Annotated in this window: 12 protein-coding genes; 10 read left to right on the forward strand and 2 right to left on the reverse strand. The window is 61.5% G+C overall.

All coding sequences use genetic code 11. From position 1 onward, the window contains the following. Positions 1-87: 87 nt before the first annotated feature. The 5 genes from M0D69_RS06200 (at position 88) to M0D69_RS06220 (ending at position 4,382) form a co-directional block, all read left to right on the forward strand. Positions 88-831, forward strand: a complete 744-nt coding sequence (locus M0D69_RS06200; protein WP_301781179.1) for an SURF1 family protein — start codon at positions 88-90, stop codon at positions 829-831. A 213-nt stretch (positions 832-1,044) separates the two neighbouring features. Further along, entirely contained in the window at positions 1,045-1,701 is a 657-nt protein-coding gene (locus tag M0D69_RS06205; RefSeq protein WP_301781180.1) for a cytochrome C oxidase subunit I, read from the forward strand. A 24-nt stretch (positions 1,702-1,725) separates the two neighbouring features. Next, positions 1,726-2,874 (forward strand): heme A synthase, encoded by a 1,149-nt coding sequence (locus M0D69_RS06210; protein ID WP_301781181.1) that lies wholly within the window; start codon positions 1,726-1,728, stop codon positions 2,872-2,874. Between the two features lie 6 nt (positions 2,875-2,880). Then, positions 2,881-3,786: a heme o synthase gene (gene cyoE, locus M0D69_RS06215; RefSeq protein ID WP_301781182.1), complete on the forward strand. Its 906-nt coding sequence runs from the start codon at positions 2,881-2,883 to the stop codon at positions 3,784-3,786. Beyond that, positions 3,783-4,382, forward strand: coding sequence for an SCO family protein (locus M0D69_RS06220; RefSeq protein ID WP_301781183.1), 600 nt, complete (start codon positions 3,783-3,785; stop codon positions 4,380-4,382). The genes cyoE and M0D69_RS06220 overlap by 4 nt, the downstream gene beginning before the upstream one ends. An 84-nt stretch (positions 4,383-4,466) precedes the next feature. On the opposite strand, the gene M0D69_RS06225 is transcribed toward M0D69_RS06220, so the two are convergent. Continuing rightward, positions 4,467-5,387, reverse strand: coding sequence for a bifunctional helix-turn-helix transcriptional regulator/GNAT family N-acetyltransferase (locus M0D69_RS06225; RefSeq protein WP_301781184.1), 921 nt, complete (start codon positions 5,385-5,387; stop codon positions 4,467-4,469). Between the two features lie 651 nt (positions 5,388-6,038). On the opposite strand from M0D69_RS06225, the gene nagA reads away from it, so the two are divergent. The 5 genes from nagA (at position 6,039) to M0D69_RS06250 (ending at position 13,177) form a co-directional block, all read left to right on the forward strand. Further along, positions 6,039-7,142: an N-acetylglucosamine-6-phosphate deacetylase gene (gene nagA, locus M0D69_RS06230; RefSeq protein ID WP_301781185.1), complete on the forward strand. Its 1,104-nt coding sequence runs from the start codon at positions 6,039-6,041 to the stop codon at positions 7,140-7,142. Further along, positions 7,135-8,142 (forward strand): SIS domain-containing protein, encoded by a 1,008-nt coding sequence (locus tag M0D69_RS06235; RefSeq protein WP_301781201.1) that lies wholly within the window; start codon positions 7,135-7,137, stop codon positions 8,140-8,142. The genes nagA and M0D69_RS06235 overlap by 8 nt, the downstream gene beginning before the upstream one ends. Before the next feature lie 14 nt (positions 8,143-8,156). Beyond that, entirely contained in the window at positions 8,157-10,748 is a 2,592-nt protein-coding gene (gene ptsP, locus M0D69_RS06240) for a phosphoenolpyruvate--protein phosphotransferase (RefSeq protein ID WP_301781186.1), read from the forward strand. 117 nt (positions 10,749-10,865) lie between these two features. Beyond that, on the forward strand, positions 10,866-12,632 hold the full coding sequence (nagE, locus tag M0D69_RS06245; protein WP_301781187.1) for an N-acetylglucosamine-specific PTS transporter subunit IIBC: 1,767 nt from the start codon (positions 10,866-10,868) through the stop codon (positions 12,630-12,632). Positions 12,633-12,973: 341 nt separating this feature from the next. After that, positions 12,974-13,177, forward strand: a complete 204-nt coding sequence (locus M0D69_RS06250) for a hypothetical protein (protein WP_301781188.1) — start codon at positions 12,974-12,976, stop codon at positions 13,175-13,177. A gap of 79 nt (positions 13,178-13,256) precedes the next feature. Here the strand turns inward: M0D69_RS06250 and M0D69_RS06255 are convergent. Continuing rightward, positions 13,257-14,313, reverse strand: a 1,057-nt coding sequence (locus M0D69_RS06255; protein ID WP_301781189.1) for an IS1634 family transposase, incomplete at its 5' end; no start/stop codon positions are given.

Raw genomic sequence — 14,313 nt, forward strand, 5'->3', positions numbered from 1 at the left:
TTGGCCTAAGAAGTTCGATCCTTCGATTATCGCACCGCAGGTAATGTGCCGCGTGGGTGTTCAGGTTTTCATCGGTGGGAACGTGGTATGAAAATCCGCTTCTGGCCGGCGCTGATCATCCTGATCGTCATGGCGGTCACCGTGCGCCTCGGTTTCTGGCAACGGGACCGCGCGCATCAGAAAGAGCAATTGAATGCGCAGATTGTTGCGTTCGAAAACGCGCCCGTGCAACGCGTGGGCGCGACACCGCTTGCGTTGAAGGGCATCGAGTTTCATCGTGTGCTGGCGCGTGGCACGTTCATGCCCGATCAGGTCGTTTATCTCGATAACCGGCCGTATAACGACCAGCCGGGCTTCTACGTCGTGATGCCGCTCAAGATCGATGGCGGTGGCGTCGTACTGGTGAATCGCGGCTGGTTGCCGCGTAATCTGGTGGATCGGACGGGTATAGAGCCGTATGAAACGCCAAGCGGTGAGGTTGAGGTTGAAGGCATTGCGCGGGCGAATGCGTCGCAGGCTTTCGAACTCGGGCACGGCGGCTCCGCAGCGCGGCAAAAGATTCGGCAGAATCTCGATGTCGCCGCGTACGCAGCCGAAACGGGTTTGCCGCTGCAACCGTTCGTGATCCAGCAGTTGAACAATAGTGGCGACAAGCTGGTGCGTGACTGGCCGGCGCCTACTATGGGTGTGGATACCAACTACGGTTATATGCTGCAGTGGTGGGGCATGGCGCTTGCCGCGCTGGGTTTTGGACTGTACGCGGCGCGGCGCGCGGCGAAGAAAGACAACACCGGGCAGGCTGCTCCGGAAACACTCGATGGGAAGGTTTGATCCAACGGGTTGGCTCACAAAGCGATGACCGTGCGTTCGCGAGCAGGCGGGCGTATTCGGAAGTGACAGGCAGAACGCACACTCGACCGAAAACCGAGTCGGACGGGCGGCCATGAAGCAGCCATGAAGCAGGCGCGACACGCTTGAATGAATGATTGCATCGCGTGGAAGAAGTACGCGATGCCGCACACGAATAGAGGCAACATTTTGTCCATGCAAACTCCCCGACCTTCGCCGTCCGCCATCCACAAGGCGCGTACCCAGCAGCAAGAACGCACCCCCGGTTCATGGAACAAGGGACGCTGGATGCTGCTCTTGCTCGCGGCCGTTTGCGCGGCGCCAGTGATTGCGTCGTATCTGATGTACTACGTGATCAAGCCGGCCGGCGGCACCACGAGCTATGGCGCGCTGATCGAGCCGCAACGCCCGATCCCTGAGCAAATGGTCGTCACCGACGAACAAGGCAAGCCGATGCCGCTCACCGCCATGCGCGGCAAATGGCTGATGGTCACGGTCAATGGCAGCGACTGCAACGAGCAATGCGTGACGCGCCTGTTCTTCATGCGGCAAGTGCGCGCGCTGCAATCGGGGGAGCGCGAACGCGTGGTCAACGTCTGGCTGCGCACCGACGACAAACCCGTCTCGACCGTGATCCGCGAGGCTTATCCGCAGCCGGACACGCGCATGCTGGTCGCCGATCTCGCAGCCGTGGCTGCGTGGCTGCCGGCGGGCGCCGATTCGCAACTCACCGATCACATCTTCCTCGTCGATCCCAACGGCAACCTCATGATGCGTTTCCCGAAGAATCCTGTGCCGGAGAAGATCAAGGCGGATCTGGCGAAGCTGCTCAAGTGGTCACGTATCGGTTGAGGATGAGTTGAGGACAGCGCGCGCATGACTTACGTTTTACAACTGGGATTGATCGGCATCTGCGTTGCGTTGTTGCCGCTTTCGTACGTGTGGGTGAAAGCCGACGACAACAAATTTCGCAAGCTCGTCTGGCTGACTACGTTCCTGACGCTGGATCTGGTGATGTTCGGCGGTTTTACGCGGCTCACGGATTCCGGCCTCGGCTGTCCCGACTGGCCGGGTTGTTACGGCACCTCGTCGCCGTTCATCGCGCATGCGGCTATTACTGCCGCCCATCAGGCGATGCCGACGGGGCCGGTGAGTGTCGGCAAGGCGTGGATTGAAATGATTCACCGCTACTTCGCGATGGCGATCGGCGTGCTGATCATCGCGCAGGTGCTGATCGCGTGGACGGCGCGTTTCAAGCGGCGCCCGCTGCACGTCTCGCCGTGGTGGCCGACGGCGATCCTGATGCTGATCGTGGTTCAAGGTGCGTTCGGTGCCTGGACGGTCACAATGAAACTGCAGCCAGTGATTGTCACCACGCATTTGCTGCTCGGTTTGGCGCTGCTCGGTTCGCTCGGCTGGCTGGCCGCGCGCCAGACGCCGATTCCCGCCATCGATCCCGCCGCCGCCCGCTGGCTGCCCGCGGCGCTCATCGGATTATTGCTGCTGGCGTTCCAGATCGCGCTGGGCGGCTGGGTCAGCACCAATTACGCGGTGCTCGCCTGCGCGGACTTTCCGCTTTGCAACGGTGCCTGGATCCCGCCGATGAACTTCGAACACGGCTTCCACCTGTGGCGCGCGCTAGGCATGACCGGCGACGGCGATGTCATCTCGCAGGACGCGCTCGTTGCGATTCACTGGACCCACAGGACGTTTGCGGTAGTCGTGGTGCTGTACATGCTGTGGCTCGCGGCGAAACTGCGTCGATTTGAGTCATTGAGAAAACCCGCTAACGGCATCATGCTCGTGATCGTTGTCCAGTTTCTGACGGGACTGTCGAACATCCTGCTGCAGTGGCCGCTGCCCATTGCCGTAGCGCACAACGGCGGGGCGGCCATCCTTTTGCTGTTACTCGTTATGGTAAACTTTCGAATCTCTTCCAGCCGTCCCGGTCACGCCGCGGGGTCGCCTGCCACCACCGCCCCGCGCGACGCCGTTCCTGCATCACTCCAGCGCCAAGCTCCGTGAGTTTCTATGGACAGCACGACACTGATTTCCCCCTCCGGTAGCCGCCTCTCGCAGTACATCGCGTTGACCAAACCGCGCGTGACGCAACTCGCGGTTTTCTGCGCCGTGATCGGTATGTTCCTTTCAACGCCGGGCATGGTGCCGTGGACCGTGTTGATCGGCGGAACGGTGGGTATCTGGCTGCTGGCCGGCGCTGCATTCGCCATTAACTGCCTGATGGAGCAAAAGATCGATGCCATGATGCGCCGCACCGCATGGCGTCCGTCCGCGCGCGGCGAGATCACGCCCGTGCAGATCCTGCTGTTCTCAGCGGTGCTCGGCGGCGCGGGCATGTGGACGCTCTATACGTTCACGAATGCGCTGACCATGTGGCTGACGATCGCGACGTTCGTTGGCTACGCGGTGATCTATACGTGCTTGCTGAAGCCGGCCACGCCTCAGAACATCGTGATCGGTGGTGCGTCGGGTGCAATGCCTCCGGCGTTGGGCTGGGCCGCGGTTACAGGCCACGTTCCCGGCGATGCATGGATCCTCGTGCTGATCGTCTTCGTGTGGACGCCGCCGCATTTCTGGGCGCTGGCGTTGTACAGGAGGAAGGATTACGAGAACGCCGGCTTGCCGATGCTGCCGAACACGCACGGCGAGAAATACACGCGTCTGCATATCCTTTTGTACACGGTGATCCTGTTCGCCGTGACCATGATGCCGTTCATCTCCGGTATGAGCGGTGTCCTTTATCTTGCGTCGGCGGTGGTGCTCGGCGGCATGTTTCTCGGTTATGCGTGGAAGATTTATCGTGAATATTCCGATGCCTTGGCGCGCAAGACCTTTCGGTTCTCCATCGTGTATTTGTCGCTGCTGTTCGGCGCGCTGCTCGTGGATCATTACGTGCGGACGGTGATCGGAGTATGAAGTTTTCAGTGCGAGGGATCGTTGTCTGGATGGGATTCGTATTGGCCGCCGCACTGCTCGCAGGATGCGAGAGCAAACCGGCGTTCACGAACCTCGATATCACCGGCAATACGCAGTTCGGCAGCGATTTTTCGCTGCCCGACACCAGCGGCAAACCGCGTACGCTAGGCGATTTCAAAGGCAAGGCCGTCGTGCTGTTCTTCGGCTATACGCATTGCCCGGATGTCTGTCCGACCACGCTTGCTGAACTCTCGCAGGCGCTGCAAAAACTCGGCGATGACGGCAAGCGCGTCCAGGTGCTGATGGTCACCGTCGATCCCGCTCGCGATACGGCGCCGTTGCTGGGCGAATATGTATCGGCGTTTAGTCCGACGTTTATTGGTTTGCGTCCCGCGGACACTTCGGAGCTCGTCAAGATCACGAAGGATTTTCGCGTGTATTACGCGCAGGCTCCGGGCAAGACGGCTGGCGAATACACGATGGACCACACGGCCGCGAGTTACGTCTTCGACCCGCAAGGGCGGCTCAGGCTGTTCGCACGCGACGGGCAGGGCGTGGATACGTGGGTACATGATCTGAAGTTATTGCTCGACTGAGCAGACACAACAAGCGGTGACAAGCAGGCCGTTCCAACGTGAGTTGGAACGGCTTTTTTAACGCTTTGCGGCTGCGTTCCGCGCTTAATCGTACGCAGCGACGCCGTGCTCTTTCAAGCGTTTTTCCCAGCCCGCGTTGTCGCGCAGTTCTTCGAAACCAAACTGCCGAAGAAGGGGTACGACGGTGTCCGAGTTCTGAGCGAATACGCCAACGATGCGGTCATACCCCGACTCACTGGCAAAAGCCATGCACGACTTGATCAATTGGCGTGCGATACCCGCTCTCCTTGCGCCAGGCTCCACGAATAACGCCGCAAGCCGTGCGCTCCTGCCTGACACGCCTATCAGCAGGCTTGCTCCCACGCTGATGTCGTCCTGTTCCGCGACCCAGCACGCGTTGCGAAGCGGGTCAGGCGCGGTCAGGTAATCAGCCACCACCATTGCCGTGTGCGTTTCCTGCTCGCGTTGTCCTTGTATTCCGCCGGGGGCGAGCTGTGCCTCGCGCTCGACGATCCAGCCGAAATCTCCGGGTCGCGGACCACGCAATTGAACCTGCGGAGCGTTGGAGGGAGGGGAGAGCAGGCGCTGGACACATCCCATCGATGCAATCAGTTGCGTGCGTTCACCCTGCGTCATGGCGTCCAAAGTGGCTGATACGTCATCGCGTACGTGTGTACTTGCCGCCGTCAGTCCGGCCTCTCCGGCAGCGGTCAATGAAACCTGGTTGCTGCGGGCATCGGCGGCAAATGGACGCCGCTCGATCAGTCCGCTGCGCTCGAACTGCGTCAGCATCCGGCTCAGATAACCGGTATCGAGCCCGAGCGTGCGCGAAATATCCGCCGCCGTGCAGGTTCCGGCATGTATGACGGCGAACAGCACGCGCATTTCCATCAGCGACAGCGCGCTGTGTTCGACCAACTCGTGCGGCGCCCGGACGTGGCACGCATAAAACCACTGGAAGCGGCGCACCGCGTCCGTCAGGCTGTCGCTGCTGGAACTGACCATAGTTGCCTCGCTCTCTCGTTTTTATGTCGCTCGCCGTTTCCCCTGGCGAATCGATCTCACGCATTGTGCCGATAAAAAGCATGATCGTGCGCAAGAGCTGGCGCCGCACATCTTGCGGTGCTTGAAGGGCGTCTATAGTGTGTAGACCAGTCGCGCTGAAGTGGGCTGCATTCAAGGGTAATTACTGATACGAAAGTGTGCGTGAAATAAATTTGAGATACGTTTAACTTATTGATAATTAACGTATTTATTCAATGATCGACAATTGATTTCGTAAATTGACTGGTATTATTTTGGTTATATAATGGGCTCGCCAAAGACGCCTGCTTTGCGACCATTCTTATGGACATTCGGTTAGCCAAACGATCGTAAAAAATGGTCGCAAAGTGTCAATCAAGGTGTCCGGAAGGTGTTCTGCTCATCCGCTGTTCCTGGATCAGGCATCGCGCCAGAGTCCACCGGTTATCGGACCGGCGAGACGTCGAAACAGGCGTCGCAAAACAATTCCAGAGGCGAAAAACGCCATCGCGGGGAATCGCTACGGATCGTTTCATCGGCGAATTCCGGCCTGCTCGCAGCGGGTGCGATGGTTGATGGAGCCTCATCACGCGCCAGATGCGCGTCACGCTGCACGTTTCACGAGAGAGATTCATGCTGAAAGGAAACATCCTGACGACCGACGGCTGGATATACGGCTCGATCGAGTTCGAGAACGGACGGGTGACGGCGCTCGAAGGCGCGCGCGTGGACCCGAAGACCAATGACGCGCCCTATATCCTGCCGGGTTTCGTCGACTGCCATGTGCATGGCGGCGGCGGTGCGGACATCATGGAAGGCGGCGACGCCGCGAGCACCGTTGCGCGCGAGCACGCGAAGCACGGCACCACCAGCATGCTCGCCACCACCATGACCGCGCCGCGCGACGAACTGATGGCGGTCGTCGCAGGTCTTGGCGAACAATCCATCCGCCGCGCGCCCGGCGGCGCGCGCGTGCTCGGCGTGCATCTGGAAGGTCCTTATATCAATCCCGGCAAGCTCGGCGCGCAACCGGATGCGGCGGCCGTCGCCGTGCGCGACGAAGTGCTGAAATACTTGTCGCTCGCGCCCATCCGCGTGGTCACGATTGCGCCGGAAATCTCCGGGCATATTGAAGTGATCCAGGAAATGGCGGCGCGCGGCGTGCGCGTGCAATTGGGCCATTCGCTCGGTACTTATGACGACGCCGTCAACGCGCTCAAACACGGCGCACGCGGTTTCACGCATCTGTTCAACGCCATGTCGCCGCTGCATCACCGCGATCCCGGCATGGTCGGTGCAGCGCTCGCGCATGCCGAGTATGCCGAACTGATTCCCGATCTTCTGCACGTGCATCCCGGCGCAATTCGCGCCGCGTTACGCGCCATTCCGCGCCTGTACGTCGTCACCGACAGTACTTCGGCGTCCGGCATGCCCGATGGCGAATATCGCCTGGGCAGCCAGCACGTCACGAAATGCATGGGCGGTGTGCGCCTCGCCGACGGCACGCTCGCCGGCAGCACGCTGACCATGGATCAGGCGCTGCGCAATCTTGTCTCCATCGGCTTGCCGATGGCGGACGTTTCCAATCGCCTGTCACGCTACGCCGCCGATTATCTCGGCCTCGAAGACCGAGGCCGGATCGCGCGCGGTGCGTGGGCGGACCTCGTCGTTTTCGATCGCGAACTGGCGTTGACGGCTACTTATGTAGAGGGTGAATCAATTGTCGAATATGCTTGATGAGGCACTGGCTTCCGCCGATGTGGTGGTCGCCCAGCTCGCCGATACTTCCCACATTGAAGCACTTGCCGCGCGGCTCGCTGAAGAGCCGCGCCATGTCGCGCTGACCGTTGCACGCGGTTCATCGGATCACGCCGCCAGTTACTTCGCAGGCCTGACGATGAGCCGGATCGGCGTACCGGTTGCTTCGCTGCCAATGTCGGTGGCGACCCTGCAGCAAGCGCCATTGCGCGTGAAAGGCCAACTGGCCGTGGCGTTTTCGCAGTCCGGCAAGAGTCCCGATCTGATCGGTACGATGCAGGCGTTGCGTGCCGCGGGCGCGCTGACCGTGGCCGCCGTCAACGCGCCCGGTTCGCCGCTTGCCGAAGCTTGCGAGTGGAATCTGCCACTGCTGGCCGGGCCGGAGCTATCCGTTGCCGCGACCAAAAGCTATATCGCGATGTTGTCGCTGTCGGCGATCGTGATTGCGCATGTGCAGAAGGACGCCGAGTTGCTGAGTGCGCTGAAAACCCTGCCGGATGCATTGCGCGCGGCGGGCAAGCTCGACTGGTCGCACGCCATCGATGAACTGAAAAACGTCAACCGGATGATCGTGATCGGCCGTGGACTGGGTCTTGCGATCGCCCAGGAAGCGGCGCTGAAGCTGAAGGAAACGTCGGGCATACAAGCCGAAGCGTTCTCCAGCGCGGAAGTGCGGCATGGACCGATGGAACTCATCGGCGAGGACTATCCGCTGCTCGTGTTCGCACCGCGTGGTCCGGAGCAGGCTGGTCTGATCCAGCTCGCCCGCGACATGCGCGCTCGCGGCGCCCGTGTGCTGCTCGCCGCGCCCGCTAACGTTCCCGAAGCCACGTTGCCGCTCGTCGAGACGGCCCATTTCGCGCTCGATCCGATCGCCGCGATCCTGTCGTTCTACGTAATGGCCGATGGCCTGGCTGCCGCGCGCGGGCGCAATCCCGACGCGCCGCGCCATCTGGCCAAAGTCACCGAAACCCGTTAATCGAGAGTTATCCGATGCGCCGTGCCGAGGAGTCCCTGTTGAATCATTCCCCCGAAAATCCGAACGATGTCGTGCTGCTCGCGCCGTTCACCGGCCCGATGGTGCCGCTCGCCGATGTCCCCGATCCAGTGTTTGCGGACGGCATGTTCGGCGATGGTATCGGTATCGATCCGCTTGAAGGTGCGCTGCTCGCACCCTGCGACGGCGTCATCACGCATCTCGCGCGCACCCATCACGCGGTGACTCTGCGCACGCCGCAGGGCGCGGAAATCCTGGTGCATATCGGTATCGATACGGTTGAGCTTGCCGGCAAAGGTTTTACGCCGAAGGTCGAGCAAGGCGCGAGCGTGCGCGCCGGTCAGGTGCTGATCGAATTCGATGCCGACTATGTTGCGCAGCATGCGCCGAGCCTCGTTTCGGTGATTGCGGTCGCCAACAGCGACGCGTTCGAGGTTATCGACCGCGCCGGCCGCGGCATGCTGAAGGCGGGCGACAGCCGGTTGCTCGTGCTGCGCGGCAAGGGCGGCGCGAAGGCCGACGCGGCCCGCAGCGATTCGAATTTCACCGACGAAGCGCGCCGCAACGTGACGCTCGCGCACGCCGGCGGGTTGCATGCGCGGCCCGCCGCACGCGCCCGCGAAGCGGCGCGTGGTTTCGACGCCAAGGTCGAAGTGCGCTTCAACGGCCGCAAGTCGCCGATTGAAAGCGTGGTCGGTTTGCTCGGACTCGGAGCCGGCGAAGGCGCGACTGTCGAATTACTCGGCGTGGGCGCACAAGCGGCGGCGGCGGTTGACGCGGTCGCAGCGGAATTGCTGCGCGAAGCGCATGGTGAAGTGGAAGAGAAACCGGCGCGCACTCAATCACCCGCGCCGCTCGCAGTCGCGCGGGACCCCGGCAAGCCGCTCGATCCGAACACGATTGCGGGCGTGTGCGCCTCGCCCGGTGTAGCGGTCGGCAAGCTGGTGCGCTGGGACGATAACGACATCACGCCGCCCGAGCAGGCAACGGGGACATCGGCATCGGAAAGCCACTCGCTGGACAAGGCCATTGCGGCCATCGACGCGGAACTCGACGAAACCGTGCGTACCGCTTCGCAACGCGGCGCAGTTGGCGAGGCGGGGATTTTCGCGGTGCATCGCGTGTTGCTCGAAGATCCGACGCTGCTCGACGCCGCCCGCGATCTCATCAGCCTCGGCAAGAGCGCTGGGTTTGCATGGCGTGAAGCGATTCGCGCGCAGATCGTGTTGCTGTCGAATATCGAAGATTCGTTGCTGGCTGAACGTGCTGCCGATCTCCGCGATATCGAAAAGCGCGTGCTGCGCGCACTCGGCTATACGAACACGGCGGCGCGCGAATTGCCCGACGAAGCCGTCCTTGCCGCCGACGAATTCACGCCCTCCGATTTGTCGTCGCTCGATCGCACGCGCGTGACCGCGTTGTTGATGGCACGCGGCGGCGCGACGTCGCACGCGGCGATCATCGCGCGCCAGATGGGCATTCCGGCGCTGGTTGCAGTGGGCGACGCGCTGCTCGCGATTCCCGACGGCACGCAGGTTGTCGTCGATGCCTCCGCTGGACGCCTCGAATACGCACCGACCGCACTTGATGTCGAACGCGCGCGCCTCGAGCGTCAGCGTCTTGCGGGCGTGCGTGAGGTGAACCGGCGTACGTCGCAGGAAGCGGCAGCTACGAGCGATGGCCGCACGATCGAAGTCGCGGCGAATATCGCGACACTCGAGGACGCAAAGACCGCTGTCGAAAACGGCGCCGATGCAGTCGGCCTCCTGCGCACGGAACTGTTGTTCATCCATCGCCAGTCGGCACCCACAGCGGATGAACATAGGGATAGCTATCAATCCATCGTCGGTGCGCTGAATGGCCGTACGGCGATCATCCGCACGCTCGATGTGGGCGCGGACAAGGAAGTCGATTACCTCACGCTGCCGCCCGAAACGAATCCGGCATTGGGCTTGCGCGGCATCCGTCTTGCACAAGTACGCCCCGATCTCCTCGACGACCAGTTGCGTGGCCTGCTCGCGGTGAAGCCGTTCGGCACGGTGCGCATTCTTCTGCCGATGGTCACCGACTCCGGCGAACTCGTGCGCCTGAGAAAGCGTATCGATGAACTCGCGGCGGAAATCGGCCGGACCGATCCCATTCAAGTTGGCGTGATGATCGAAGTGCCGTCGGCGGCGCTGCTGGCCGATCAACTCGCTCGACACGCGGATTTCCTGTCCATCGGCACGAACGATCTCACGCAATACACGCTCGCGATGGACCGTTGTCAGGCCGATCTCGCCGCTCAAGCCGATGGCTTGCATCCCGCCGTGCTGCGCCTCATCAAGGCCGCGACGGATGGCGCGGCCAAACACGGCAAATGGGTCGGCGTGTGCGGTGCGCTGGGCGGCGATCCTGTCGCCGTGCCCTTGCTCGTGGGCCTTGGCGTGACGGAATTGTCGGTGGACCCGGCTTCGGTTCCCGGCATCAAGGCGCTCGTGCGCAAACTCGATTACCCACTGTGCCGTCAGCGCGCTGAGGACGCCTTGGCGCTCGAATCAGCACAGGCAGTAAGAGCAGCAAGTCGCGAAATCTGGCCGCTGGACTAACACGTCCGTCCGGCAGCCAGCCTTCGCGTTTATCACGTTTATTAGTAAAAAAGCTTCGATCGACGACACGTTTCACCACCACGATCAACGACAAGACACTTATCTCTGGAGAACCTGATGGACGCTAACCTGTTTGCAAGAATGCAGCGTCTCGGCCGCGCGCTGATGCTGCCGATTGCCGTGCTACCGGTGGCCGGGCTGCTATTGCGCCTCGGCCAGCCGGATGTCTTCAACATCAAGATGATCGCCGACGCAGGCGACACGATCTTTTCAAACCTGCCACTGTTGTTCGCCATCGGCGTGGCGGTCGGTTTTGCGAAGGACAATAACGGTACGGCCGGTCTGGCGGGTGCGATCGGTTACCTGATCGAAATCGCGGTGATGAAGGACATCAACGACAAGCTCAACATGGGCGTGCTGTCGGGTATTGCGGCAGGTTGCATGGCCGGGTTTCTCTACAACAAGTACAAAGACATCAAGCTGCCTGAGTACCTCGCGTTCTTCGGAGGGAAACGCTTCGTGCCGATTGTCACGGGGGTGGCCTGTCTGGTGATGGGGATTGTGTTTGGCTATATCTGGACGCCGATCCAGGCGGCTATCGATGCAGCCGGCGGCTGGCTGACGGGCGCGGGCGCTATCGGCGTGTTCGTGTTCGGCGTGCTGAACCGGATCCTGCTGGTGACGGGTCTGCACCACATCATCAACTCGCTCGCATGGTTCGTGTTCGGCTCGTACACACCCACGGGCGGCGGCGCGGCGGTGACGGGCGACTTGCATCGCTTCTTCGCTGGCGACAAAACCGCGGGTGGCTTCATGACGGGTTTCTTCCCGATCATGATGTTCGGCTTGCCGGCAGCGTGCCTGGCCATGTTCCACGAAGCACCGAAGGAACGTCGTGCATTGGTGGGAGGCTTGCTTTTCTCGATGGCGCTGACCGCGTTCTTGACGGGCGTGACCGAGCCAATCGAATACACCTTCATGTTTCTTGCACCGGCGCTGTACGCGATCCACGCGGTGCTGACGGGCCTGTCGCTTGCCATTTGCTCAGCGTTGGGTATTCACCTCGGCTTCACATTCTCGGCTGGGGCGATCGACTACGTGCTGAACTACGGGCTTTCGCAGCGCGGCTGGCTGGCGATTCCGGTCGGCCTGGTCTACGGTCTGGTGTATTACGGCCTGTTTCGCTTCTTCATCCGCAAGTTCAACATGGCAACGCCGGGCCGTGAGCCTGCTACGACCGAAGCAGAAGTCGAGTCGTACGATTCCACGGGCTTTGTTTCCCCGACCGCTGGCGCTACCGTGCCGCGCGCAGTGCGCTACATTGCCGCTTTGGGCGGTGCGTCGAACCTGACGGTCGTCGACGCCTGCACCACCCGTCTGCGTCTTTCGGTGGTGGATTCAGAGAAGGTTTCGGAACCCGAGTTGAAGTCGATTGGTGCTCGTGGTGTGTTGAAGCGTGGCGCGACGAGTGTGCAGGTCATCATCGGGCCGGAAGCCGATCTCATCTCCGATGAAATCCGCACCGAACTCGAGCGTTCGTCTACGCGTGGCGCAACGCCGGCTTCGTCCAAGCCTGCTGCTCCTTTGGCCGCTGTCGCGCCAGGCGAAGAAGGTCCGCTGGATCCCGATCCGGTGCGCTGGCTCGCAGTGTTCGGTGGCGCGACCAACGTGGCGTCGCTCGATGCAGTCGCTGCAACGCGGCTGCGGGTGGTCGTTCGCGATCCGTCGTCGGTGGATCGTCAGCGCTTATCTACGCTCGACGTAGCGTGGGTGTCGGCAGACACGTTCCACATTGTCGTGGGCAATGCGGCTGACCGGTACGCGCGCACGTTGGCGACGCGGCTATCGGCGAATGGCGGCGGTGCGGCGCCGTTTCCTGCATAACGGCACCGAAAACGGCTCATTGGCGGATACACCGCTGAGAACGCGCACCCATTCACACTGATGGGTGCGCTGGTTTCAAATCTATTGCTCTACTTTAAGACCCGGCCCGGCGAAAGTCATGGCCGGGTTTTTCTATTCATCAATCCAATAAGTGAGCCTAACTATATAAAAATACGGTTCAATCCAGGGCATTGGTCATGTTTTTATAAAACCCCCGTCAAATGAAAATGCCGGTCATATCTGCGCTGTCAATTCTGATATTTATTCAGTTTTACTGATCGTCTGAATCGATTTTAGAAACCAGCTTCATCACCATTTCCGTTTCGTTATCAGGAGCTGTCATGAGTCTACGCATCGTGATCTGGATCATGCTTACGTTTGCCGCAAGCGTTGCACAGGCCAACACCTTCAATATCAACCGCGACTATTCCCACACTCTTCCCGATGACTCGATTGTTTATCCGGGGAAACCGGGAGAGGGGCCATGGTGCACGACTTCTTCGGCAATTCGAATACGAATGCAAACAGCACCTACGACTCGCTAAACTGAGATTCCACGGCGAGATAGACAAGTTTGCATTGTGATTCAAGCGCTTGGCTTGAAATCGGGGTTCGGTTTTCTGTCTACGGGTGGATCGCCTGGACGAGCGCGAGAGCACGCTCGTGTGTGGGCTCGGGGCTAGTGGTGAGCTCGAAAGTGGGCGCGTCGGGCCCGGCGTTTGGCGTGCGGCAGGTATTGCGCACGAGGTTGGCGAGCTCGGCCATCAAGGTGGCGAAGCTGTGTGCTGGCGTGCCGTCGCTGAGGCAATGGGTAGCGGCCTTGGCCTGTGCCGACACGGATCGCTGGGCTGGCGCCACGGGGTCGCGCGTGGCCTTGGCCTGCTGCTCGGTATCGGCGAACATCAACTCGCGCCAGGCCTCGCACAGGTGCCACTCGACGTAGTAGGCGAGCATGCACAAGAAGATGTGCGCGCGCACCCGATCGGCCTTGCGGTGGTGGATCGGGCGCACCTTTAGGTCGATGGTCTTGAGCGAGCGGAAGGCCCGCTCGACATTGGCCAGCGACTTGTAGTTGCGCACGCACTCGGGCGCATCCATCTGCGTGGCGGGCACGGAGGTGCGAACGATGTACAGGCCGTCGAGCGCCGCCTCGCGGGCGACACCGTCTTGCTTGCGCGCCCAACTCAGGGCCGCGTCGGCGATGCTCAGATCGAAGTGCTTGGCCACCTTGTACTGGTTGATGATCTTGCCCACCCGCACACCGATCGCGTCCTGCCCACTGAGCTTACCCGCGTCCACGCGGGCCTTGATCTTCTTGAGGTGGCGCTCGGTGGCCGCCAACAACTCCTCGCGCTTGTGCGCGCGCAACCGGGCCAGCGCTTCATTGCGGCAGGCCACCAGGCGCTCACCGGGGTAGTCCGGCGAGCTCAGCTCGAGCAGATTGCGTTCATCGAACAGGTCCATCTGAAGATGTCCTTGCTCGAGCAGCGCACGGATTGATACGCTCTTGAGCGCCGTGATCCAGCCGATGCCGTCGGCTTCGCGCATCTCGTCGATGGCCTTCTGCGAGACCATACCCCGATCACCAACCATGACCATGCGCTCAATGCCGAAGTCCTCGCGCAACTTGTGCACCGCGGGCATGAAGGTGCGGCTGTCGGCCGTGTTGCCCTCGTGCACC

Source organism: Caballeronia sp. SEWSISQ10-4 2 (assembly GCF_030464885.1).
Taxonomy (GTDB): Bacteria; Pseudomonadota; Gammaproteobacteria; order Burkholderiales; family Burkholderiaceae; genus Caballeronia.

What these genes read in the sequence shown, in the direction of transcription:
- nagE (WP_301781187.1), top strand. Translation starts at nt 10,866, where the DNA reads ATGGACGCTAACCTGTTTGCAAGAATGCAGCGTCTCGGCCGCGCGCTG.
- M0D69_RS06250 (WP_301781188.1), top strand. Translation starts at nt 12,974, where the DNA reads ATGAGTCTACGCATCGTGATCTGGATCATGCTTACGTTTGCCGCAAGC.
- ptsP (WP_301781186.1), top strand. Translation starts at nt 8,157, where the DNA reads ATGCGCCGTGCCGAGGAGTCCCTGTTGAATCATTCCCCCGAAAATCCG.
- M0D69_RS06235 (WP_301781201.1), top strand. Translation starts at nt 7,135, where the DNA reads ATGCTTGATGAGGCACTGGCTTCCGCCGATGTGGTGGTCGCCCAGCTC.
- M0D69_RS06225 (WP_301781184.1), bottom strand. Translation starts at nt 5,387, where the DNA reads ATGGTCAGTTCCAGCAGCGACAGCCTGACGGACGCGGTGCGCCGCTTC.
- M0D69_RS06205 (WP_301781180.1), top strand. Translation starts at nt 1,045, where the DNA reads ATGCAAACTCCCCGACCTTCGCCGTCCGCCATCCACAAGGCGCGTACC.
- cyoE (WP_301781182.1), top strand. Translation starts at nt 2,881, where the DNA reads ATGGACAGCACGACACTGATTTCCCCCTCCGGTAGCCGCCTCTCGCAG.
- M0D69_RS06210 (WP_301781181.1), top strand. Translation starts at nt 1,726, where the DNA reads ATGACTTACGTTTTACAACTGGGATTGATCGGCATCTGCGTTGCGTTG.
- M0D69_RS06220 (WP_301781183.1), top strand. Translation starts at nt 3,783, where the DNA reads ATGAAGTTTTCAGTGCGAGGGATCGTTGTCTGGATGGGATTCGTATTG.
- nagA (WP_301781185.1), top strand. Translation starts at nt 6,039, where the DNA reads ATGCTGAAAGGAAACATCCTGACGACCGACGGCTGGATATACGGCTCG.
- M0D69_RS06200 (WP_301781179.1), top strand. Translation starts at nt 88, where the DNA reads ATGAAAATCCGCTTCTGGCCGGCGCTGATCATCCTGATCGTCATGGCG.